This is a genomic window from Acidovorax sp. SDU_ACID1, from assembly GCF_045291395.1.
Taxonomy (GTDB): domain Bacteria; phylum Pseudomonadota; class Gammaproteobacteria; order Burkholderiales; family Burkholderiaceae_C; genus MR-S7.
The window spans coordinates 745,779-766,817 of record NZ_CP152342.1 but is presented as its reverse complement, the minus strand read 5'-3'; the positions used below and the strand labels follow the sequence as shown (position 1 = coordinate 766,817).

General features: G+C 70.1%; 22 protein-coding genes and 1 pseudogene. 10 read left to right on the top strand and 13 right to left on the bottom strand.

Translation table 11 applies throughout. The features are described from left to right. Positions 1–46 precede the first annotated feature (46 nt). A complete protein-coding gene (locus AAG689_RS03690) occupies positions 47–607 on the bottom strand; it encodes a YggT family protein (protein ID WP_020229848.1) in 561 nt (186 codons plus the stop codon). Between the two features lie 62 nt (positions 608–669). Between AAG689_RS03690 and AAG689_RS03685 the strand changes: the two genes are divergently transcribed. Then, positions 670–1,305, top strand: coding sequence for an LON peptidase substrate-binding domain-containing protein (locus AAG689_RS03685; RefSeq protein WP_406624807.1), 636 nt, complete (start codon positions 670–672; stop codon positions 1,303–1,305). A gap of 40 nt (positions 1,306–1,345) precedes the next feature. Here the strand turns inward: AAG689_RS03685 and AAG689_RS03680 are convergent, their stop codons facing one another. The 10 genes from AAG689_RS03680 to AAG689_RS03635 form a co-directional block, all read right to left on the bottom strand. Then, entirely contained in the window at positions 1,346–2,383 is a 1,038-nt protein-coding gene (locus tag AAG689_RS03680) for a UDP-N-acetylglucosamine 4,6-dehydratase family protein (RefSeq protein WP_406624806.1), read from the bottom strand. Beyond that, positions 2,326–3,168, bottom strand: coding sequence for a nucleoside-diphosphate sugar epimerase/dehydratase (locus tag AAG689_RS03675; RefSeq protein WP_406624805.1), 843 nt, complete (start codon positions 3,166–3,168; stop codon positions 2,326–2,328). The genes AAG689_RS03680 and AAG689_RS03675 overlap by 58 nt, the downstream gene beginning before the upstream one ends. Next, positions 3,165–3,758 carry a sugar transferase gene (locus AAG689_RS03670; protein ID WP_406624804.1) on the bottom strand — a complete coding sequence of 198 codons (594 nt, stop codon included), beginning with the start codon at positions 3,756–3,758 and terminating at the stop codon, positions 3,165–3,167. Before AAG689_RS03670 ends, AAG689_RS03675 begins: the two co-directional genes overlap by 4 nt. Continuing rightward, positions 3,755–4,906 (bottom strand): DegT/DnrJ/EryC1/StrS family aminotransferase, encoded by a 1,152-nt coding sequence (locus tag AAG689_RS03665; protein ID WP_406624803.1) that lies wholly within the window; start codon positions 4,904–4,906, stop codon positions 3,755–3,757. The genes AAG689_RS03670 and AAG689_RS03665 overlap by 4 nt, the downstream gene beginning before the upstream one ends. Next, positions 4,899–5,024, bottom strand: a complete 126-nt coding sequence (locus AAG689_RS03660; protein ID WP_406624802.1) for a hypothetical protein — start codon at positions 5,022–5,024, stop codon at positions 4,899–4,901. The genes AAG689_RS03665 and AAG689_RS03660 overlap by 8 nt, the downstream gene beginning before the upstream one ends. Further along, on the bottom strand, positions 5,021–5,593 hold the full coding sequence (locus tag AAG689_RS03655; RefSeq protein WP_406624801.1) for a class I SAM-dependent methyltransferase: 573 nt from the start codon (positions 5,591–5,593) through the stop codon (positions 5,021–5,023). Before AAG689_RS03655 ends, AAG689_RS03660 begins: the two co-directional genes overlap by 4 nt. Next, complete coding sequence (locus tag AAG689_RS03650) at positions 5,590–6,606, bottom strand: glycosyltransferase family 2 protein (protein ID WP_406624800.1); 1,017 nt, start codon at positions 6,604–6,606, stop codon at positions 5,590–5,592. The genes AAG689_RS03655 and AAG689_RS03650 overlap by 4 nt, the downstream gene beginning before the upstream one ends. Next, on the bottom strand, positions 6,603–7,259 hold the full coding sequence (locus tag AAG689_RS03645) for a class I SAM-dependent methyltransferase (RefSeq protein WP_406624799.1): 657 nt from the start codon (positions 7,257–7,259) through the stop codon (positions 6,603–6,605). The genes AAG689_RS03650 and AAG689_RS03645 overlap by 4 nt, the downstream gene beginning before the upstream one ends. 91 nt (positions 7,260–7,350) lie before the next feature. Then, positions 7,351–8,538 carry a hypothetical protein gene (locus AAG689_RS03640; protein ID WP_406624798.1) on the bottom strand — a complete coding sequence of 396 codons (1,188 nt, stop codon included), beginning with the start codon at positions 8,536–8,538 and terminating at the stop codon, positions 7,351–7,353. Next, entirely contained in the window at positions 8,535–9,905 is a 1,371-nt protein-coding gene (locus tag AAG689_RS03635; RefSeq protein ID WP_406624797.1) for a UDP-glucose dehydrogenase family protein, read from the bottom strand. The genes AAG689_RS03640 and AAG689_RS03635 overlap by 4 nt, the downstream gene beginning before the upstream one ends. Positions 9,906–10,009: 104 nt before the next feature. Here AAG689_RS03635 and lysS point away from each other — a divergent pair, with 104 nt between their 5' ends. The 9 genes from lysS to AAG689_RS03590 all read left to right on the top strand — a co-directional run bounded on the left by lysS (position 10,010) and on the right by AAG689_RS03590 (position 18,856). Then, positions 10,010–11,563 (top strand): lysine--tRNA ligase, encoded by a 1,554-nt coding sequence (gene lysS, locus AAG689_RS03630; RefSeq protein ID WP_406624796.1) that lies wholly within the window; start codon positions 10,010–10,012, stop codon positions 11,561–11,563. Positions 11,564–11,569: 6 nt separating this feature from the next. Further along, the gene (locus AAG689_RS03625; protein ID WP_406624795.1) at positions 11,570–12,598 is read left to right on the top strand and encodes a diguanylate cyclase domain-containing protein; all 1,029 of its coding nucleotides are present in this window, start codon (positions 11,570–11,572) and stop codon (positions 12,596–12,598) included. Between the two features lie 38 nt (positions 12,599–12,636). Next, positions 12,637–13,278, top strand: coding sequence for a mechanosensitive ion channel domain-containing protein (locus AAG689_RS03620; RefSeq protein WP_406624794.1), 642 nt, complete (start codon positions 12,637–12,639; stop codon positions 13,276–13,278). Positions 13,279–13,508: 230 nt separating this feature from the next. Beyond that, a complete protein-coding gene (locus AAG689_RS03615) occupies positions 13,509–14,630 on the top strand; it encodes a high-affinity branched-chain amino acid ABC transporter substrate-binding protein (RefSeq protein ID WP_034691272.1) in 1,122 nt (373 codons plus the stop codon). An 89-nt stretch (positions 14,631–14,719) separates the two neighbouring features. Then, complete coding sequence (livH, locus tag AAG689_RS03610; protein ID WP_406624793.1) at positions 14,720–15,649, top strand: high-affinity branched-chain amino acid ABC transporter permease LivH; 930 nt, start codon at positions 14,720–14,722, stop codon at positions 15,647–15,649. Beyond that, a complete protein-coding gene (locus tag AAG689_RS03605) occupies positions 15,649–16,893 on the top strand; it encodes a high-affinity branched-chain amino acid ABC transporter permease LivM (protein ID WP_406624792.1) in 1,245 nt (414 codons plus the stop codon). The genes livH and AAG689_RS03605 overlap by 1 nt, the downstream gene beginning before the upstream one ends. Continuing rightward, positions 16,890–17,660, top strand: a complete 771-nt coding sequence (gene livG, locus AAG689_RS03600) for a high-affinity branched-chain amino acid ABC transporter ATP-binding protein LivG (RefSeq protein ID WP_406624791.1) — start codon at positions 16,890–16,892, stop codon at positions 17,658–17,660. Before AAG689_RS03605 ends, livG begins: the two co-directional genes overlap by 4 nt. Positions 17,661–17,671: 11 nt before the next feature. Further along, positions 17,672–18,388: an ABC transporter ATP-binding protein gene (locus AAG689_RS03595; RefSeq protein WP_406624790.1), complete on the top strand. Its 717-nt coding sequence runs from the start codon at positions 17,672–17,674 to the stop codon at positions 18,386–18,388. A 51-nt stretch (positions 18,389–18,439) separates the two neighbouring features. Then, positions 18,440–18,856 (top strand): DUF1090 domain-containing protein, encoded by a 417-nt coding sequence (locus tag AAG689_RS03590; RefSeq protein WP_406624789.1) that lies wholly within the window; start codon positions 18,440–18,442, stop codon positions 18,854–18,856. A 12-nt stretch (positions 18,857–18,868) separates the two neighbouring features. On the opposite strand, the gene AAG689_RS03585 is transcribed toward AAG689_RS03590, so the two are convergent. After that, positions 18,869–19,921 (bottom strand): 6-phosphofructokinase, encoded by a 1,053-nt coding sequence (locus AAG689_RS03585; protein WP_406624788.1) that lies wholly within the window; start codon positions 19,919–19,921, stop codon positions 18,869–18,871. Between the two features lie 11 nt (positions 19,922–19,932). Then, positions 19,933–20,990: pseudogene (gene nagZ, locus AAG689_RS03580) on the bottom strand (beta-N-acetylhexosaminidase). Between the last annotated feature and the right edge of the window lie 49 nt (positions 20,991–21,039).

Below are 21,039 nucleotides of genomic sequence, written 5' to 3'. Positions count from 1 at the left end.
GCTTGCCAGTCAAGCGCTGGAGGCCATTTTCATGGTGAAACGCCGCTCAGCGCATCACCCCGGCCTGCAGGTGCCCCAGCACGATCATCGCCACCTGCAGCGCCACCAGCGCCACCAGCGGCGACAGGTCGATGCCGCCCAGCAGCGGCAGCACGCGGCGGATGGGGCGCAGCACCGGCTCGCACAGCCGCGCGATCACGTCGCTGATGGGTGAGCGCGTCTGCACCCACGACAGCACGGCGTAGACGATCAGCAGGCCCATCATTCCCGAGACGGCCACGCGCGCCATGCCGAACAGGGCCATCCATGGCAGCCAGGCCAGGCCCATGGCACCGGCCGAGAAGCCGCCCAGCAGCAGCCACAGCAGCAGGTACTGCGCCAGCTGCACCAGCAGCGCGCCCGCCAGGCTGGGCAGGTCCCACCGCCCGGCGGCGGGCAGCAGCTTGCGCAGCGGCAGCACCAGCCAGTCGGAGAGCGCGAAGACCAGCCGCCCCACGGGGTTGGCGAAGGAGACGCGCTGCAATTGCATGTACAGCCGCAGCAGGCAGGCGCCCGTGAGCAGGCCGCCGACGACGTCGAGGAGGAAGGAAACGATCTGGAACAGCATGGAGGAGGGCTTGGCCGACGTATTGCGTGGGATGATAGCCATGCCGCATCCACCCCTGCCCCATGCCCCGACCGCTCACCCTGACATCGCTGCCGCTGTTCCCGCTGGGCACCGTGCTGTTTCCCGGCGGGGTGCTGGCACTGCGCGTGTTCGAGGTGCGCTACCTCGACATGGTGCGCAAGTGCCAGGCCGCGGGCGCGCCGTTCGGCGTGGTGGCGCTGGCCCAGGGGCACGAGGTGCGCCGCGCCGGCGCGCCGCCGGAGCAGTTCCACGACGTGGGCACGCTGGCCGTGATCGAGCAGTTGGACGCCCCGCAGCCGGGGCTGATCGTGCTGCGCTGCCACGGCACGGAACGCTTTCGCATCACCCACCGCAGCCACCTGCCGCACGGGCTGTGGGTGGCGGACGTGGAGCAGTTGCCGGGCGATGCCCACGTGCCGGTGCCCGAGGACCTGCGGCGCACGGCCCACGCGCTGGCCCAGGTGCTGGCCACGCTGCGCAGCCGCGAACCCGACGCCGCGCAGCCCCCGACGCCCACCGCCCTGCAGCTGCAGGACTGCGGCTGGGTGGCCAACCGCTGGTGCGAGCTGCTGCCGGTGCCGCTCGATCTGAAGCAGCGGCTGATGGCGCTGGACAATCCGCTCCTGCGCCTGGAGCTGGTGGGCGACGTGCTGGAGCGCACCGGTATTTCACTATGAAATAGGCCTCCAGCGCTTATCCATCAAGCGCAAGAAGCTATCAATACAGGAGCGGATGGTATTCCGGCACCCGCTCGCGCAATCCCTCGCGCAGCACGGCGAAGGCCGGCGCGGGGCCCAGGCCCTCCACCCAGCGCAGGAGGGTGTCCAGGTCCAGCGCGTCCGGCTCGCCCTGCCGCGCCACGCGCAGGCGCGGGTGGCGGGTGGGCTGGGTGGTTTCGCCGTCGGCCAGCCATTCCTCGTAGAGCTTCTCGCCGGGGCGCAGGCCGGTGAAGACGATGGGCACCTCCGCCTCGGTCTTGCCCGACAGGCGGATCAGCAGGCGCGCCAATTCCACGATCTTCACCGGGTCGCCCATGTCCAGCACGTAGATCTGTCCCGAGCGGCCCATCCACCCGGCCTGCACGACGAGCTGTGCGGCCTCGGGGATGGTCATGAAGTAGCGCACGATATCCGGGTGCGTGACGGTGACCGGCCCGCCGCGCGCGATCTGCGCGGTAAAGAGCGGCACCACCGAGCCGCTGGAGCCCAGCACGTTGCCGAAGCGCACGGCCACGTAGTCGGTGCCTGTGTATTCGCTGGCGATGCGCTGCACCACGCGCTCGGCCAGGCGCTTGCTGGCGCCCATCACGTTGGTGGGGTTCACCGCCTTGTCGGTGGAGACGAGCACGAACTTGGCGGCGCCGCACTCGCCGGCGACGCGCGCCATGTGCAGCGTGCCCAGCGCGTTGGTGCGCAGCGCCTCGATCTCGTTGAGCTCCTCCATCAGCGGCACGTGCTTGTAGGCGGCGGCGTGGAAGACCACGGCCGGACGGTGGCGCTGGGCGATGGCCAGCACGCGGCCGTGCTCGCGCACGTTGGCGGTGTAGTAGAAGCCCTGCATCTGCGGGTGGGCGGCGCGCAGCTCCTGCTCCAGCGGGTAGATGGCGGCCTCGGACACGTCCACGCACACCAGGCGCGCCACGCCGAAGCGCGCCACCTGGCGGCACAGCTCGGCGCCGATGGAGCCGCCCGCGCCGGTCACCAGCACCGTCTGGCCGGACAGCCATTCGGCGAGGTTGCCCGCGTCCAGCACCACGGGGGGCGGCCCAGCAGGTCTTCCAGCTCCACCTTGCGCAAATCGGGTGCCGTGGCGCTCAGCCAGTGGTCGGCCACGGGCATCGACAGCAGGTTCAGCCCCGAGCCCGACCAGCGCAACAGCACCTCGCGCCGCAGCGCCGCGCCCGGCGGGCTGGCCAGCAGCACCGAGCGCACCTGCAGCGCCTGCGCCACCACGCCCAGCGCCGGGGTGGCGCCCACCACGCTGACGTTGTGCAGGCTGCGGCCCGCGTCTTCCTCGTTCGGCGAGACGATACCCGCCACGTGCCACAGCGCCGTGCCCTTGATGGCGCGCAGCGCCTGGTCGGCCTCCTCCAGCGTGCCCACGATGAGCAGCGGCGTCTGCCCCGGCGCGAGCGGGCCCGCGCGCCGCTCCGCCAGCGTGCGCCACAGCGCGCGCGCGCCGGTCAGCAGCACCAGCGCCAGCACCCCGAACAGCGGGAACACCGAGCGTGCGAAGCCGGGATAGCGCATCACCATGATGCCGGCCGTGGCCGCCAGTGTGCCCAGCAGCGCGCCCCAGGCGAGCTGGCGCAGGTCGGCCAGCCCCACGTAGCGCCAGGCCTGCCGGTGCACCCGCGCCACGGCCAGCCCCAGCGCCATGCAGCCCACGGCCCAGGGCATGGTGGCCAGGGCCATGTCCAGGTATTCGTCGGGCATCTCGAAGTTGAAGCGCAGCCAGAACGCGGCCCACCAGGCCAGCGCCACCAGCGCCAGGTCGGCCAGCGCGAAGGGCGCCATGGCGCGGCTCCAGCGGGCCGTCATGCGGCGCCTTTCAGCAGCACGGCCGCGGTGCGCAGCAGGATGCGCAGGTCCGCGCCCAGGCTGCGGTGCGCCACGTAGTCCAGGTAATAGCGCTGCTTGAGGGGCATGATGGTGTCGATGTAGGCACGCTCGGCATCGGGCGCGGCGGCCAGCAGGGCCTCTTCGTTGCGGAAGGCGATGCTCGCCGGGTCGGTGATGCCCGGGCGCACCGACAGGATGGCGCGGCGCGCCTCGGGCGGGTAGAGCGCCATGTAGCGCGGCACCTCGGGCCGGGGGCCGACCAGGCTCATGCGGCCCTGCAGCACGTCGATGAGCTGCGGCAGCTCGTCGAGCTTGTAGCGGCGCAGCACGCGGCCCACGCGGGTGATGCGCGCGTCGCCCCCGGCGGTGACCTGCGGGCCCGCGCCACCCACGCGCATGGTGCGGAACTTGTGGATGCGGAAAGGCCGCCCGTGCAGCCCCACGCGCTCCTGCCGGAAGAGCGCGGGGCCGGGCGAATCGAGCCGGATCGCCAGCGCCACCGCCAGCCCCAGCGGCCACAGCAGCGCCAGGCCCAGCAGGGAGAGCAGCACGTCCATGCAGCGCTTCATGCGCCCTCCAGCACACGGCGCACGGCCGCCGCCACGCGCTGCACGGCCGCGTCGTCCATGCGGCTGTAGATGGGCAGCGAGGCCGTGCGTTCGTAAATGGACTGGCTCACGGGAAAGTCTTCGGGCCGCAGGCCGCAGAAGTCACGCCAATACGTCTGCTGGTGCAGCGGGATGTAGTGCACGCTCATGCCGATGCCCTGGTCGAACATGGCCTGCACGAAGGCGTCGCGCGGCATGCGGTGCACCTCGATGGGGAACAGGTGCCAGGCATGCACGTCCCCCGGCGCGGGGCCGGGCGGCAGCGCGAGGGGCAGGCCGGCCAGCGCCTCGCCGTAGTGCCGGGCGATGGCGGCGCGGCGCTGCTGGAAGCGGTGCACCTTGGGCAGCTGCGCCAGGCCGATGGCGGCGGCGATGTCGGTCAGGTTGTACTTGAAGCCGGGCGCCACCACGTCGTAGCGCCACGCGGGCACGGGGGTGTTGAAGCGCGCGAACGCATCGCGGTCGATGCCGTGCAGCCGCATCACGCGCGCACGGCGGGCGAGCTGCGCGTCGCGCGTGACCAGCATGCCGCCCTCGCCCGTGGTCATGGTCTTGTTGGCGTAGAAGCTGAAGACCGTGGCGCTGCTGCCCAGCGTGCCGACGCGCTGCCCGCCGTGCGTGGCGGGCAGCGCGTGGGCCGCATCCTCCACCACGTGGATGCCGTGCGGGCGCGCCAGCGCCAGCAGCGCCGCCATGTCCGCGCTGCGCCCGCCGAAGTGCACGGCGATGATGGCGCGCGTGCGTGGCGTGATGCGCTGGGCCACCTGCGCGGGGTCGATGCACAGCGTGGACCGCTCCACGTCCACCAGCACGGGTTGCGCGCCCAGGTAGCGGATCACCTCGGCCGTGGCCGTGAAGGTGTGGGTGGTGGTGATGACCTCGTCGCCGGGGCCGATGCCCAGAGCCTCCAGCGCCAGGTGCAGGCCGGCGGTGGCGGAGTTAACGGCAATGGCCTCCAGCGCCGGATCGCCCAGGAACTCGGCGAAGGCGGCCTCGAACCGGCGCGCCTTCGGCCCCGTGGTGAGCCAGCCGGAGCGCAGCGTGTCCAGCACCTCGGCCTCTTCCTCGGGGCCGATGTCGGGCAGGGCGAAGGGCAGGAAGTCAGTCATGGGGCTTGTCGATCAGGCAAAGCAGGTGCGTACGCAGCCACGGCACCGCATTGGCCCACGGATAGAGGCCGGGGTGCACGCGGCAGAGCAGCCGCCCCAGCGGCGGCGCCAGCGTCACGCGGCGCGCCTGCACACGGCCCTGGGGAAACAGCTCGCGCACGCGCGCCAGGGCACGCCGCGCACGTCGGGGTTGCGCGGATTGTTCACGGTGAAATCGTGCCACAGCACCGCGCCGCCGGGCCGCAGCCATCGCCACACGCGCGCGGCCAGGGCCTGCTGCGCGCCGGGCGAGAGGATGGACGAGAAGACAGTGAACAGCAGCACCAGATCCTGGCTGGCATCGGGCAGGTCGGCGTGCAGCGCGTCGGTGCTCTGGATGCGGCAGGCGGCGGGCAGTACGGCGCGGGCATGAAAGGCGCGGGTTTCCAGCAGCTCGATGCCCTGCACCCGCGCAGGATCGACACCCAGGCGGAGCAGGTCCTGCAGGTTGCCGCCGCTGCCGCAGCCCACTTCGAGCACCGACAGCGCCGCCAGATCACGCCCGGCCAGCAACCGCACGATGGCGCGCTGGCGCTCCTGCCAGGCGGCCAGGGCGTAGGGGTCGGTGAGCGCATAGCGCCGCGCATCCGCGGCCGCGTCGCGCCGGGCGTAGCGCTCCTGCACGCGCCGGGATTCGTCCTGCGTCATCGCGTGAGCGCCCCCCAGCGCGGCTGCGGCGCGCGGTGGCGCCACCAGTCCCACCAGCCGCGCAGCGACCCCCAGCCGTAGCCCAGGTGGTAGGCCGCGATGACCGCCACCGCGCGCGCGGCGATGCCCGGCCCCACGCCGCGCATGCCCGCGATCGCCAGTGCCAGCAGCAGCCCGTAGGCCAGCAGCAGCGCGGCCAGCGGCGCGGCGCTCCATACCAGAGCCAGGCCCGCGGCGGCGGCCAGCGCCAGCACGAACGCGGCCGGCACCAGGTGCCGCAGCGCGGCGGCCTGGCCGTGCTTGGCGATGACGAAGGGCTTCCAGTAGCCGTACTGCGCGTACTGGCGCAGCACCTGCGCCAGCCGCGCGCGCGGGAAATAGGTGCTACGGATGCGCTGGCTCTGCCAGATGCGCCCGCCCGCGCGGCGGATGCGCAGGTTGTGTTCGTCGTCCTGGTTGCGCACCAAATGTTCGTCGAAGCATCCGAAGCGTTCGAACGTGGCGCGCGGCCAGCAGCCGAGATAGACGGTGTCCACCTCGCCCTCGAACCCCAGGTCGCGCGAGCGCGCGCCGCCCGCCACCCAGCGCGACTGGAAAGCCGCGGCCACGGCGCGCTGCATGGGCGTGCGTCCCTCGGCGCGCCAGGGGCCGCCCACGTTGTCGGCGCCGCTCGCCTGCAAGGCCGCGATGCACTGCGCGAGGTAGTCGGGGGCGTATTCGCTGTGGATATCCAGCCGCGCGATGACCTCGCCCCGCGCCTGCGCGATGCAGCGGTTGAGGCCGGTGGAGACGATGCGGCCGGGGTTGTCCACGCGCTGGAAGCGCACGTTTTGCGTGTTGCGCGCGCACCATTCGTCCAGCAGCTCGCGCGTGCCGTCGTCGCTCTCGCCGTCGGCCACCAGCACCTCCATGCGCCAGCCGGGCGGCAGCGCCTGCCGCGCCACGCTCTCGCAGAACGCGAGGATGTGGGCGCGCTCGTTGCGGCAAGGCGCGATCACGGACAGCAGGCTCATGCCCCGCCCTCGCAGCGGAAGAAGTAGTGGTAGCGGTGCATGGGGAACACGCCGCTGTCCACGCGCGCGAAGCGCTCGCGCATGTGGGCGACGAGGGCCGAGCGGCGCGTGGGCCAGTGCGAGCCGATCTCCCAGTAGTGCCCATCGGTCAGCCGCCTGCGGCACGGGATGCGCAGGCCCAGGCACACGTTCACGAAGCGGTTGTGGATGCCGAAGCGCCCCGCGAAGCCCAGCCAGGGGAAATGGCCCGGCAGCGAGATGAAGGCATTGGGCGCCAGGCCGCGCAGCACGTCGAGGTTGGCGCCGAATTGATCGAACGGCATGTGCTCCAGCACCTCGCAGCACGACACCACGTCGAACCGCTCGCCGCACAGGCGCTCGGGCAGTTCGGCCAGCGGCGCGCAGATGTCGGCCCCGAGCGCGGGGTTGATGTCCGCCGTCACCACCTCGATGCCCGACTGCCGCAGGAAGGTGGAGACGAAGCCGTTGCCGATGCCCACCTCCAGCACGCGGCGCGGCCGGAACGAGCGCAGCTGCAGGATCTGGAACGAGAGGGAATGCAGGTGCTCGGGCGTGAAGTTCGCGTCGCCCGTGTAGTGGTCGCGCGCCAGCCCCGCTTCGCGCGCCGCGCCTACCTTGCCTTGCCTGCCCATGTCGCGTGCTTCCAGGAATACATACCAAATCGGTCTCTATCGCTTACCTATCAAGCGCAAGCAGCTATCAATCTTGAAAAACCATCACCTGCTAAGTATCGGCCCGAACGGCGCGCAGGGCGCACACGATGTAACCCATGTAGACACATATCGCCGCTGCCGCATAGGCCGTCGCCACGCCTTCGGCGCCCCAGCGCGCGCCCGCCAGCGCCGCGCCGAAAGCGGCGGTGAACAGCAGGCACTGCCCCAGCAAACTCCACCCCAGCCAGCCGCGCCACGCGGGCAGGAAGGCCACGGGGCTGGCCACCATGCGCACGGCGCCCAGGGGCAGCAGGAGCAGCACGACCGCCGCCAGTTCGCGCCCCTGCGCGGGGAACAGCCACGGCAGCAGCCACCACGCGGCCAGCGCGCCCGCGAGGTGCATGGGGAGGGAAACGCCCGCCATGCGCCGCAGCGCCGCCGTGACTACCGCCTGCGCCTGGTCGCGCGCGCCGCCGGCAACGACCTGCGCGCGCAGCCCATCGGCCCAGGCCAGCCCGACGAGGCTGGTCGGCAGCATCGCCACGCGCATGCCGAGCGCGATCACCCCGGCGGCGGCATCGCCCGCGACCAGGCCCACGGCCAGCACCTGCCCGTGGTTGGCGGCGGTGTTGAGCGCCAGCCCCAGCCACTCCGTGCGCAAAAAGGGCCAGCGCGCGCGCAGCAGGCGGCGCAGGCGGGGCGCTCCGTGCCGTGGAGCAGGCATCACGCACAGGCTGACCCATGCGGCCACGGGCAGGCTCCAGGCGATGGCATCCGTCTCCTGGAACGCGCAGGCGACGGCCTGCAGTGGCACCATGCAGATCGCGGGCAGCGCGCGCACCACCGCCGCCGCAGCCACGCGGCCCTCGCGCGCATGCGCGGCGGCGCGCACCTGCACGAGCGCGAGAGGCGCCACCGCCAGCGCGCCCGCGCCCACCCACCACGGCACGGCGCCGGCCAGCGCCGCACCAATACCCAGCGCCGCCACGCCCAGGCCCAGTCCGAGCGCCAGCCGCCGCGCCGCCGCGAACAGCGATGCGGCTCGCGGCGCGCGCGCGTCGAGCTGGCCGGCGTATTCCATGCGCAGCGTGATGAGCGCAGCGAGCACGGTGGCCAAGGCCAGCGCCTGGCTCCATTCGCCGAAGCGCCCCGCCCCGGCCCACCACGACACGAGCCAGGCTGAGGCGAAGAACGCGCCGTGCTGGGCGAGCGTCCAGCCCACGGCCCCACGCACGTTCGGAACGCCCGACAGGCTCATCCGCCCCGCCCCACGCCCTGGTAGGAGAAGCCTGCGCGCCGCATCTCGGCGGGGTCGAACAGGTTGCGCCCGTCGAACACCACGGGCGCGCGTAGCGCCTTGCGCAGCGCCGCCAGGTCGGGGCTGCGGTAGACCTTCCATTCGGTGGCGATGAGCAGCGCGTCGGCGCCGCGCGCGGCCTCCAGGGGATCGGCGCAGAACACCACCTGCCGCGCCAGCCGGCCCGGGCGCTCGCCAGGCAGGAGCTGCTGCAGGGACTGCACCAGCGGGTCGTGCGCCCGCACCTGCGCGCCCGCCGCCGCCAGCCGGCGCACGATGCGGCGGCTGGGCGCCTCGCGCACGTCGTCGGTGCCGGGCTTGAACGTCAGGCCCCACAGGGCGATCACACGCCCCTGCAGCGATCCGCCGAAGTGGCGCAGCACCTTGTCCATGAAGCGGTCGGGCTGCGCGGCGTTGACGGCGCGCACGGCCTCCACCACGCGCATGCGCTGGCCCGCGGCGCGCGCGGCGTGGCACAGGGCGTCCACGTCCTTGGGGAAGCACGAGCCGCCGTAGCCCAGGCCCGCGTAGATGAAGTCGTAGCCGATGCGCCGGTCCGAGCCGATGCCCCGGCGCACCTGCTCGATGTCGGCGCCCAGCGACTCGGCCAGCGCGGCCATGTCGTTCATGAAGCTGATCTTGGTGGCAAGCAGCGCGTTGGCGGCGTATTTGGTCAGTTCGGCGCTCTGCACGTCCATGGCCACGATGCGCTCGCGGTTGCGGTTGAAGGGAGCATAGGCGCGGCGCAGCAGCGCCTCGGCGCGGCGGCCGGCAGCGTTTTGGGGCACGCCGAGCACCACGCGGTCGGGGCGCATGAAATCGTCCACGGCCGCGCCTTCCTTGAGAAATTCGGGGTTGGAGACGACGGCGAACTCCGGCGCCTTGCGCAACTGCCCCGCGCGCACGCGCCGCGCCAGTTCGCGCGCGATGGTTTCGCGCACGCGCCCGGCCGTGCCCACGGGCACGGTGGATTTGTCCGCTATCACCTGGAAGCGCGTGAGGTGCTCGCCCACGGCCCGCGCCACCTCCAGCACCTGGCCCACGTCGGCCGCACCGTCGGCCTGCGCGGGCGTGCCCACGGCGATGAACAGCAGCTCGCCATGGCGCACGCCGCGCGGCAGGTCGGTGGTGAAGGCCAGGCGGCCGGCCTCCAGGTTCTTAGCGACCAGCTCGCGCAGGCCCGGTTCGTACAGCGGCAGGTCGGCCTGCCGCAGCCGTGCGACGCGGCCCTCGTCGCAGTCCACGCAGACGACGTGGTTGCCCAGCTCGGCGAAGCAGGCGGCGGAAACCAGCCCGACGTAGCCTGCGCCTGCGATGGTGATCTTCATGGTGCGATGGAAAAAGGGGCCCGCTGGGTAAAATTGCCGGTTATTCACAAAAGCGTGACCAGCCCGCCGCTGATTGTCCACGCTCTCCACCCCGCACATTCCTTATGTCTTCCGAACAGACCAGCGCCGCAGCAGCCCCCCACCAGGACGAGAACCAGCTCATCGCCGAACGCCGCGAGAAGCTCCAGACCCTGCGCGAGCGCCAGGCCCAGGGCCAGGGCGTGGCCTTCCCCAACGACTTCAAGCCCGCGCACCACGCGGCCGCCCTGCAACAGCAGTACGGCGCGCTGGACGCCGAGCCGCTGGAGGCGCAGGCCGTGGCGGTCAGCGTGGCCGGCCGCATGATGCTCAAGCGCGTGATGGGCAAGGCCAGCTTCGCCACGCTGCAGGACGGCTCGCTGGGCAGCACGGGCGGGCGCATCCAGCTCTACGTGACGCGCGACGCGCTGGGCGAGGAGGTGTATGCCGACTTCAAGAAGTGGGACCTGGGCGACATCGTCGGCGCCGAGGGCACGCTGATGAAGACCAAGACGGGCGAGCTGTCGGTCAAGGTCACACGCCTGCGCCTGCTCACCAAGAGCCTGCGCCCCATGCCCGACAAGTTCCACGGGGTGGCCGACCAGGAGGTGAAGTACCGCCAGCGCTACGTCGACCTGATGACCGACGAGGCCGCGCGCCGCCGTTTCGTGGCGCGCAGCAAGGCCGTGAGCGGCATCCGCGCGTTCATGGTGGAGCACGGCTTCCTGGAGGTGGAAACGCCCATGCTCCACCCCATCCCCGGCGGCGCCAACGCCAAGCCCTTCGTCACCCACCACAACGCGCTGGAGCAGGAGATGTACCTGCGCATCGCGCCCGAGCTGTACTTGAAGCGCCTGGTGGTGGGCGGCTTCGAGCGCGTGTTCGAGATCAACCGCAACTTCCGCAACGAAGGCATCTCGGTGCGCCACAACCCCGAGTTCACGATGATGGAGTTCTACGCGGCCTACTGGAACTACCGCGACCTTATGAATTTCACCGAACAGCTCGTGCGTGACGCTGCCATGAAGGCGGCCGGCACGCTGGAGCTGAGCTACGGCGGCCGCGCGGTGGACCTGGCCCAGCCCTTCCAGCGCCTGACCATCCGCGAGGCGATCTTCCAGTACACCGAGGCCGGTGCGCACGTGGACGACGCGGCGTGGCTCATCAGCGCCTTGAAGAAGCTGGGCATGACCGAGGAGAAGGACCGCCTGTCCACGCGCACGCTGGCCAGCCTGCAGGTGCTGTACTTCGAGGAAGAGGTGGAGGACAAGCTCTGGCAGCCCACCTTCATCATGGAGCACCCGACCGAGATCAGCCCCCTGGCGCGCGCCAACGACGTGCGCCCCGAGGTGACCGAGCGCTTCGAGCTCTACATCACCGGCCGCGAGTTCGGCAACGGCTTCTCCGAGCTGAACGACGCCGAGGACCAGGCAGCGCGCTTCAACGCCCAGGTGGCGGCCAAGGACAGCGGCGACGACGAGGCCATGTACTTCGACCACGACTTCGTGCGCGCGCTGGAATACGGCCTGCCCCCCACCGGCGGCTGCGGCATCGGCATCGACCGGCTGATGATGCTGCTGACCGACAGCCCCAGCATCCGCGACGTGATCCTGTTCCCTGCCCTGCGCCGGGAACACTGACCCGACATGAGCCCGGCGACCGGCACCCCCGACGCCTTCCCCGCGCGCCTGCACGAGCCGTTCTGCGTGCTGGTCGTGGAAGACCAGGCCTCCATTCGCGCCCTGCTGGCCGACGAACTGCGCCAGGTGGGCGCCAGCGAAGTGCTGGAGGCGACCTCCGCCGACGCGGCGCTGCAGCTCTTCAAGCTGCGCCGGCCCGACCTGGTGCTGCTGGACATCCGCCTGCCCGGCGGCAACGACGGCTACTGGGTGGCGCAGCGCATGCGCGAAGCCGAGCCCGGCGGGTGGACGCCCATCATCTTCCTGTCCGGACTGGACGGCGACCTGGACGTGTGGCGCGGCATCGAGGCGGGCGGCGACGACTACCTGGTCAAGCCCGTCAAGCCCATCGTGCTGGCCGCCAAGCTGCGCGCCATGCGCCGGCTGCGCGACATGCGCCGCCGCCTCGTCGAGCTGACCGAGGAACTGCACCTGGCCAACCAGCGGCTCAACGAGATGGTGGAGGTGGACGCGCTCACCGGGCTGGTCAACCGCCGCGGCTTCGACCGCATCCTGCACAGCGAGATCCTCGCGGCCCGGCGCGACGGCACGCCCCTGACGCTGATGCTGTGCGACCTGGACCATTTCAAGCGCTACAACGACTCCCTGGGCCATGTGCAGGGAGACACCTGCCTCAAGGAAGTCAGCCGCGTGCTGCGCGAAGTCTGCGTGCGCCCGCGCGACGTGGCCTCGCGCTACGGCGGCGAGGAGTTCGCCCTGATCCTGCCGGGCACGCCGCGCTCGGGCGCCATGACCTTCGCGCGCGCGCTGGGCAAGGTGCTGCAGTCGCGCGCCATCCCGCACCCCGGGTCGCCCGAAGGCAGCGTGCTGACCATCTCCGGCGGCATCACCACCTGCGTGCCCGACGACAGCACCAGCGCGGAGACCATGGTCATGCGCGCCGACCAGGCGCTCTACGCGGCCAAGGCCCAGGGCCGCAACCGCTTCTTCAGCTTCGAGATGCAGATGGACACCATCGAGCAGCGCAACCTGTGAACCGCCGCCGCCCCGCGCCTTCCGCGCCCTGACCCGCCATGCTGACGCGCCTGAAAATCCACCTGCCGCCCTGGATGCACGACTGGCTCGACATCATCGTGCCGGGCTTGCAGATCCTGCTCATCCTGGCCGCGGCGCTGCTGCTGCAGCGGCTGATCCTGCGCATCGTGATGCGCGCCAGCGACCACTACCAGTTCCCGCACGAGTTGCTCACGCCCGTGCGCGGCATGGTGCGCTGGCTCATCATCGGCAGCGCCGGGCTGCTGGTGCTCGAGCGCCTGGGCGTGTCCGCCGCCGTGCTGTGGACCGCGTTCACCGGCTTCGCCACCGTGGGCGCCGTGGCCTTCTTCGCCGCGTGGAGCGTGCTCTCCAACCTGTTCTGCGCCTTCCTGATCTTCACCGTGGGGCCGTTCCGCGTGGGCGACCACATCGAGCTGCTGGACACCGCCGAGAAGCCCGGCGCCCTGGGCCGCGTGATGGACATCAACCTGCTCTACACCACGCTGGAAGACGCCACCTCGCCCGAGCCCGGCACCCTGCTGCAGATCCCCAACGCGCTGATCTTCCAGCGCGTGGTGCGCCGCTGGCGCGCGGGCACGCCCGTGCCCGAATCCAAGCTGCACCCCGCCGCCCCCGAGTCTGCGGCCGCTCCGGCGCCCAAGGCGGCGAACTTTCCCTGATCCGTACACCGCTCTCAAAACAATAGCTGCCAGCGCTTTACTGGAAAGCGCTGCAGCCGTTTTTTCCTCAAATCTTGCGCCCCCTCAAGCGCACACCTCTCCCGCCCGCCGCCCGCGCCGGCTCTGTTGGTAACATTACGCACTTCGTTCATCCCGGCGGTTCAACAGCAGGCCCTTCGCGGCCTGCATTGTTTTTCAGAACCCCTCAACCAACGCTGAAGAGACTTTTCATGAACATTCCGTTCCGCATGCCCACCCTCGTCGCCGCGCTGAGCCTGGCTGGCGCCACGCTGCTGTCCGCCGCGCACGCGCAGGTCAAGATCGCCATGGTGATCCCCACCACCGGTCCGCTGACGCAATACGGCGACATGGTCAAGGAAGGCGTGGAGACCGCCGTCGAGGAGATCAACGGCGCCGGCGGCATCGGCGGCAAGAAGATCGAGATCGTGGCGATCGACGACGCCTGCGAACCCAAGCAGGGCCCCGTGGCCGCCAACCGCGTGGTCAATGCCAAGATCGGCTACGTGGTGGGCCCCGTGTGCTCCGGCGCCTCCATCGCCGCCGCGCCCATCTACAACAACGAAGGCGTGGTCGTGATCACGCCCTCGGCCACCTCGCCCGCGCTGACCGAAGGCAAGAACTACACCTACATCTTCCGCACCATCGGCCGCGACGACCAGCAGGGGCCGTTCGCCGCCAAGTTCATCGCGGAGAAGGTCAAGCCCAAGAAGGTCGCCGTGCTGCACGACAAGCAGTCCTACGGCCAGGGCATCGCCGCTGCCGTGCGCGACACGCTCAAGGCATCCAACGTGAACGTGGCGCTGTTCGAGGGCATCAATGCCGGCGACAGCGACTACTCCGCCGTCATCACCAAGCTCAAGAGCGCAGGCGTGGACTTCGTCTACTACGGCGGCTACCACCCCGAGATGGGCCTGCTGCTGCGCCAGGCCAGCGAGCAGGGCCTGAAGGTACGCATGATGGGCCCCGAGGGCGTGGGCAACCCCGAGATCAACGCCATCGGCGGCGCCTCCGTCGAAGGCATGCTGGTGACGCTGCCGGCCGACTTCGCCTCCAACCCCAAGAACGCTGCCGTGGTCAAGGCGTTCAAGGACAAGAAGCGCGACCCGTCCGGCTCGTTCCAGATGGCCTCGTACACCGCCGTGAAGGTGATCGCCGAGAGCATCAAGGCCGTGGGCGACAACGCGGACAAGGTGGCCAAGCACCTGCACACCGCTTCCTTCGACACGCCGCTGGGCACGCTGGCCTGGGACGCCAAGGGTGACCTGAAGTCCTACGACTTCCAGGTGTTCCAGTGGCACAAGGACGGCAGCAAGACCGCCGCGGCCAAGTAAGACCACCGTTTCGGCCATGGGGGCGCGAGCTGAAGGCTGCGCCCCCTTGCGCTATCTGGAAACCCTTTATCTGGAGGAGACGGCACACCATGTCTGATCTCTTGCCCCAACTGATACAGCAGTTGTTCAACGGTCTGTCCCTGGGCGCCATCTACGCCCTGATCGCCATCGGCTACACCATGGTCTACGGCATCATCGGGATGATCAACTTCGCCCATGGCGACATCTACATGATCGGCGCCTACGTGGGCCTGGTCACGCTCTCGGCCGTCGGCGTGCAGAGCGGCCTGCCCGTCTGGCTCGTCATCGCGCTCATGCTGGCCGTGGCCGTGGCCGTGACGGGCGTCTACGGCTTCGTGGTGGAGCAGGTGGCCTACAAGCCGCTGCGCGGTAGCCCGCGCCTGGTGGCGCTGATCTCGGCCATCGGCATGTCCATCTTCCTGCAGAACTGGGTGGCCCTGGGCCAGGGCGCGCGCGACATGGCCGTGCCCTCGCTGATTCCCGGCGCCATGCGCTTCGGCGGCGAAGGCGGCGGCTTCGAGGTGTTCGTGCCCTACTCGCGCGTGCTCATCATCGTGGTGACGGTGCTGCTGATGATCGCGCTCACGCTCTACATCAAGCATTCGCGCATGGGCCGCGCCTCGCGTGCCTGCGCGCAGGACATGCACATGGCCAACCTGCTGGGCATCGACACCAACCGCGTGGTCTCGTTCACCTTCATCCTCGGCGCCATGCTGGCCGCCGTGGGCGGCGTGCTGATCGCGCTGGCCGTGGGCAAGCTCAACCCGTTCATCGGCTTCCTGGCGGGCATCAAGGCGTTCACCGCCGCCGTGCTGGGCGGCATCGGGTCCATCCCCGGCGCCATGCTCGGCGGCGTGATCCTGGGCGTGGCCGAGACCTTCGCGGCCGCCTACATCTCGTCGGAATACAAGGACATCGTGGCCTTCGGGCTGCTGGTGCTGATCCTGCTGCTGCGGCCCACCGGCCTGCTCGGCAAGCCCGAAGTGGAGAAGGTGTGATGCGCCAGGCCAACCGCTTTCCCCACGCCCTCAAGAACGCCCTCATCGCCACGCTGCTCGCGGCCGTGGTGGTACTGCCCATCTTCACGCTGCACCTGGAGCGCGCGGGCGTGCGCACCATCATCGTGCCCGAATGGCGCACGCTGCTCTGGGGGTGCCTGGCCGTGTTCGTGGTGCAGCTGCTGCGCCCGCTGCTCGCGCCCAGGCTGCCCCGCATCGCGCTGCCCCGCCTGCCGCAGGTGGCGCCCAGCCACCGCAAGGCGCTCATCTTCGCGGCGCTGATGCTCGCCGCCACCTGGCCCTTCTTCGCGGGCCGCAATGCGGTGGACATCGCCACGCTGGCCATGATCTACGTGATGCTCGGCCTGGGCCTGAACGTGGTGGTGGGCTTCGCCGGGCTCCTGGACCTGGGCTTCGTGGGCTTCTACGCCGTGGGCGCCTACACCTACGCGCTGCTGTTCCACTGGGCCGGCTGGACGTTCTGGGAGGCCCTGCCGCTGGCGGGTGCCGCCGCGGCGCTGTTCGGCTTCGTGCTCGGCTTTCCGGTGCTGCGCCTGCGCGGCGACTACCTGGCCATCGTGACGCTGGGCTTCGGCGAAATCATCCGCCTGCTGCTGGTCAACCTGACCGACTGGACGGGCGGGCCGGACGGCATCTCCAGCATCCCCAAGCCCAGCGTGCTCGGCCTGCCGATGACGCGCTCGCCGGTGACCGAAGGCGGCACCACCTTCCACCAGTTCTTCGGGCTGGAATTCAACTCCATGCACATGGTGATCTTCCTGTACCTGATGGCACTGCTGCTCGCCGTGGTCACGCTGTTCATCAGCAACCGCCTGATCCGCATGCCCATCGGCCGCGCCTGGGAGGCTCTGCGCGAGGACGAGATCGCCTGCCGTTCGCTGGGCCTCAACCCCATGAAGATCAAGCTCTCGGCCTTCACGCTGGGCGCCATGTTCGCGGGCTTCGGCGGCGCGTTCTTCGCGGCGCGCCAGGGCATCGTCAATCCCGAGTCGTTCACCTTCATCGAATCGGCGCTGATCCTGGCCATCGTCGTGCTCGGCGGCATGGGCTCGCAGCTGGGCGTGATCATCGCCGCCATCATCCTCACCGTGCTGCCCGAGCTGGCGCGCGAATTCTCCGAATACCGCATGCTGATCTTCGGCCTGGTCATGATCCTGATGATGGTCTGGCGCCCGCAGGGCCTGCTGCCCATGAAGCGCCACCATGTGGAGGTGCCCGCATGAGCGCCGCTCCCCTGCTCCAGGTGAAGGACCTGTGCATGCGCTTCGGCGGCCTGCTGGCCGTCGACCACGTCGGCTTCGACGTGCAGCCGCAGGAGATCTTCGCCATCATCGGCCCCAACGGCGCGGGCAAGACCACGGTGTTCAACTGCATCAGCGGCTTCTACCAGCCCAGCAGCGGCCAGATCGCGCTGGCCGGCCAAAGCATCGCGGGCCAGAGCAGCCACCAGGTCGCCAACCACGGCGTGGTGCGCACCTTCCAGAACGTGCGCCTGTTCAAGGGCATGACGACACTGGAGAACCTGCTGGTGGCCCAGCACCGCCAGGCGAAGGCACCGCTGCTCGCAGGCCTGTTCAACACCGCGCGCTACCGCAGGAGCGAAGCCGACAAGATCGACAACGCCATGCGCTGGCTCGACGTGATGGGCCTGCGCCCGTTCGCCAACCGCGAGGCCGGCAACCTCGCCTACGGCCACCAGCGGCGCCTGGAAATCGCGCGCTGCATGATCACGCAGCCGCGCCTGCTCATGCTCGACGAGCCCGCGGCCGGCCTGAACCCGCAGGAGAAGAAGGACCTGCAGCAGCTCATCGACCAGCTGCGCCGCGACTATGGCGTGGCCGTGCTTCTCATCGAGCACGACATGGGGCTGGTGATGGGTGTGTCCGAGCGCATCCTGGTCATGGAATACGGCAAGCCCATCGCCATGGGCGTGCCCGAAGCCATCCGCAACGACGAACGGGTCATCAAGGCCTACCTGGGGGAAGCGTAATGACAGGCCTGATGCACACCACACCCATGCTGCAGGTGCAGGATCTGTGCACCCACTACGGCGCTATTCAAGCGGTGGACCACGTGAGCCTGCATGTGAACCAGGGCGAAATCGTCTCGCTTATCGGCTCCAACGGCGCGGGCAAGACCTCGCTGCTCATGACCATCTGCGGCACGCCGCGCGCCAGCGGCGGCAGCGTGCACTTCGAGGGCGAGGACATCACCCAGCAGTCCACGCACCTGATCATGCGCAAGGGCATCGCCGTCTCCCCGGAGGGGCGCCGCATCTTCTCGAACCTGACCGTGGTCGAGAACCTGCAGATGGGCGGCTTCTTCCAGGACAACGCCGCCATCGACGCGGGCATGGAGCACGTGTTCAAGCTGTTCCCCCGCCTGCGCGACCGCGCCAGCCAACGCGCCGGCACCATGTCGGGCGGCGAGCAGCAGATGCTGGCCATCGGCCGCGCGCTGATGAGCAAGCCCCGCCTGCTGCTGCTCGACGAGCCCACGCTGGGCCTGGCGCCGCTGATCATTGCCCAGATCTTCGAGATCATCCAGGCCATCCGCGCCGAGGGCGTGACCGTGTTCCTCGTGGAGCAGAACGCCAACCGCGCGCTGCAGATCGCCGACCGCGGCTACGTGCTGGAGAACGGGCACGTGGTGCTGGAAGACACGGGGGCGAGCCTGCTGGCCAATGCCGACGTGCGCAAGGCGTATCTGGGAGGCTGAAGAACCGCGCCTGCGGTAAGAAAGCGGCCTCTGGCCGCTTTTTTCATAATCATGGCCTCCCCAACCCATTCGCAATGGAACTGTATGCGTGCTTCCTCCTGCCTCATCACCGCCGCAGTGTCCGCGCTGTTGTCCCATGCCGCGCTGGCACAGCCCGTGCATGCCACCTGCGAGAGCAAGCGCGCGGACATTTCACGCGACATCGACCACGCCAAGGCCAAGGGCCAGACCAACCGCGTGCGCGGACTGGAGAAAGCGCTGCGCGAGATGCAAGCAAATTGCAGCGATACAGAGCTCGCGAAAGAGCACGCAGCGCGCATTGCCCGCCAGGAAAAGAAGATCGCCGAACGCCAGCGCGACCTCGACAAAGCGCGGGAGCAAGGCAAGGCGGGCAAAATCGCCGACCGCGAAGCCAAGCTGGCCAAGGAAAAGGCCGAGCTTGAAAAACTGCGCACAGGGTCGCGCTGAACGCAAACCCTCCTATTCCCCCAGGCACACCCCGATGTCGCGCGCCATGGCGAGCAGCTCATGGTCCGGCGGAACCGTGCGCTGGGTGTTCGCCACGTCGGCGATCGCCACGCTGCCAATGCGCCCGCCCTGCAGCGTGACCATGCGGCCGAAGCGGCCCTCGATCACGAGGCGCGCCGCATGGTGGCCGAAGCGCGTGGCCAGCACGCGGTCGAACGGCGTGGGGTCGCCGCCGCGCTGCACGTGGCCGAGCACGGTGGCGCGCACCTCGCTCTTGAGGTGCGGCTGCAGGCGCTCGCGCAGCACGTGGCCGACGCCGCCCAGGCGCACCGGGTCGGGGCTGTATTCCACGCGCTCACGCACGGTGAGGCTGCCGCCGCGCTCCTTGGCGCCCTCGCCGATGCAGACGATGGTGTAGCGCTGGCGCTGCTCGCGCGCGCGGCAGCGGGCGATGACGGCCTCCAGGCCGTAGTCGATCTCGGGCAGCAGGATCACGTCGGCGGCGCTGGCGATGCCGCTCTCCAGCGCCAGCCAGCCCGCGTGGCGGCCCATGGTCTCGACGATCATCACGCGGTGGTGGCTGTAGGCCGTGCTCTCGATGCGGCGCAGCGCGTCGGTGGCGGTAGCCACCGCCGTGTCGAAGCCGAAGCTGCGCTCGCAGTGGGCGATGTCGTTGTCGATGGTCTTGGGCACGCCCACTGCGTTCAGGCCCACGGCACGCAGGCCGTGCGCGATGGACATGGTGCCGTCGCCGCCAATGGCCACCACGCCATCCAGCCCCAGCGCGCGCACGTTGCGGCCCACCTGGGCCAGCGTGGCGTCGTCCTTCAAGGGGTTGGCGCTGTTGCTCGTGCCGAGGATGGTGCCGCCGATGTGCAGGATGCCCGACACGTCACCCCACCCCAGCGGCCGCGTGCGCGGCGCATCGCCCATCAGGCCCTCGAAACCGTCAAGGATGCCCACCACCTCGCAATGCCCGTGGTGGATCAGCGACTTGGCGACCGCGCGGATCACCGCGTTGAGGCCGGGGCAGTCGCCGCCTCCCGTGAGCACGCCGATGCGCATCGTGGTTCTCCTCAAGGCAGCAGGTCGAGCGCGTGCATGTACGCGGGCTGCACCATGAGGTCGTCCCAGGGCTGGGGCAGCGTCTCGGGCAGCAGGGCGAGGCGGCGGGCCTCGCTGTTCTGGCTGGGCTGCCAGCGGCGCTTGCCTTGCGCTTCGCTCAGGCCGTCCAGCAGTTCATCGACCGCCCTGCCCTCGCCCAGGCTCTGGTTGCACAGCAGCACGAGGTTGCAGCCGGCGTTGAGGGCTTCCACGGCCGCGTCGGTGTAGCTGACCACCTGGCCGTCGATGCGGCGCGCGCCTTCCATGCTCAGGTCGTCGCTGAAGATGGCGCCGTCGAAGCGCAGGCGGCCGCGCAGGATGTCCTGCAGCCATTTGGCCGAGAAGCCCGCCGGGCGCTTGTCCACCTTGGGGTAGATGACGTGCGCGGGCATGACGCTGGTGAGCACGGTGGAGAGCCACGGGTACGGCGCCGCGTCCTCCTGCAGGATGGCCTTGAGGCCGCGCTTGTCCACGGGCACCTCGGTGTGCGAATCGGCCCGGACGTTGCCGTGGCCGGGAAAGTGCTTGCCGCAGTTCGCCATGCCCGCCTGCAGCAGCCCCTGCATGAGCGCGCGCGCCAGCATGGCGACCACGCGCGGGTCCCGGTGGAAGGCGCGGTCGCCGATCACGCCGCTCTCACCCCAGTCCAAATCGAGCACGGGCGTGAAGGAGAAATCGACGCCGCAGGAGCGCAGCTCGCTGCCCAGCACGTAGCCCGCCGCCGTGGCCGCGTCCATGGCGCGCAGGGCGTCCTGCATCCACAGCTCGCCCAGGGCGCGCATGGGCGGGAGGTGGGTGAAGCCGTCGGTCTTGAAGCGCTGCACGCGGCCGCCTTCGTGGTCCACGCAGATCAGCAGGTCATCGCGCACAGCCTTGATGGCGGCGGTGAGCTCCAGCAGCTGCGCGCGGTTTTCCCAGTTGCGCGCGAACAGGATCATGCCGCCCACGAGCGGGTGCGCGAGGCGGCGGCGGTCGGCGTCGGTGAGCTGGGTTCCAGCCACGTCGATGATGAGGGGGCGTGTTCTGTCATAGGCTGCTTACTCACTTATTGATAGCATATTGCGTTTTTCCATCGAGCG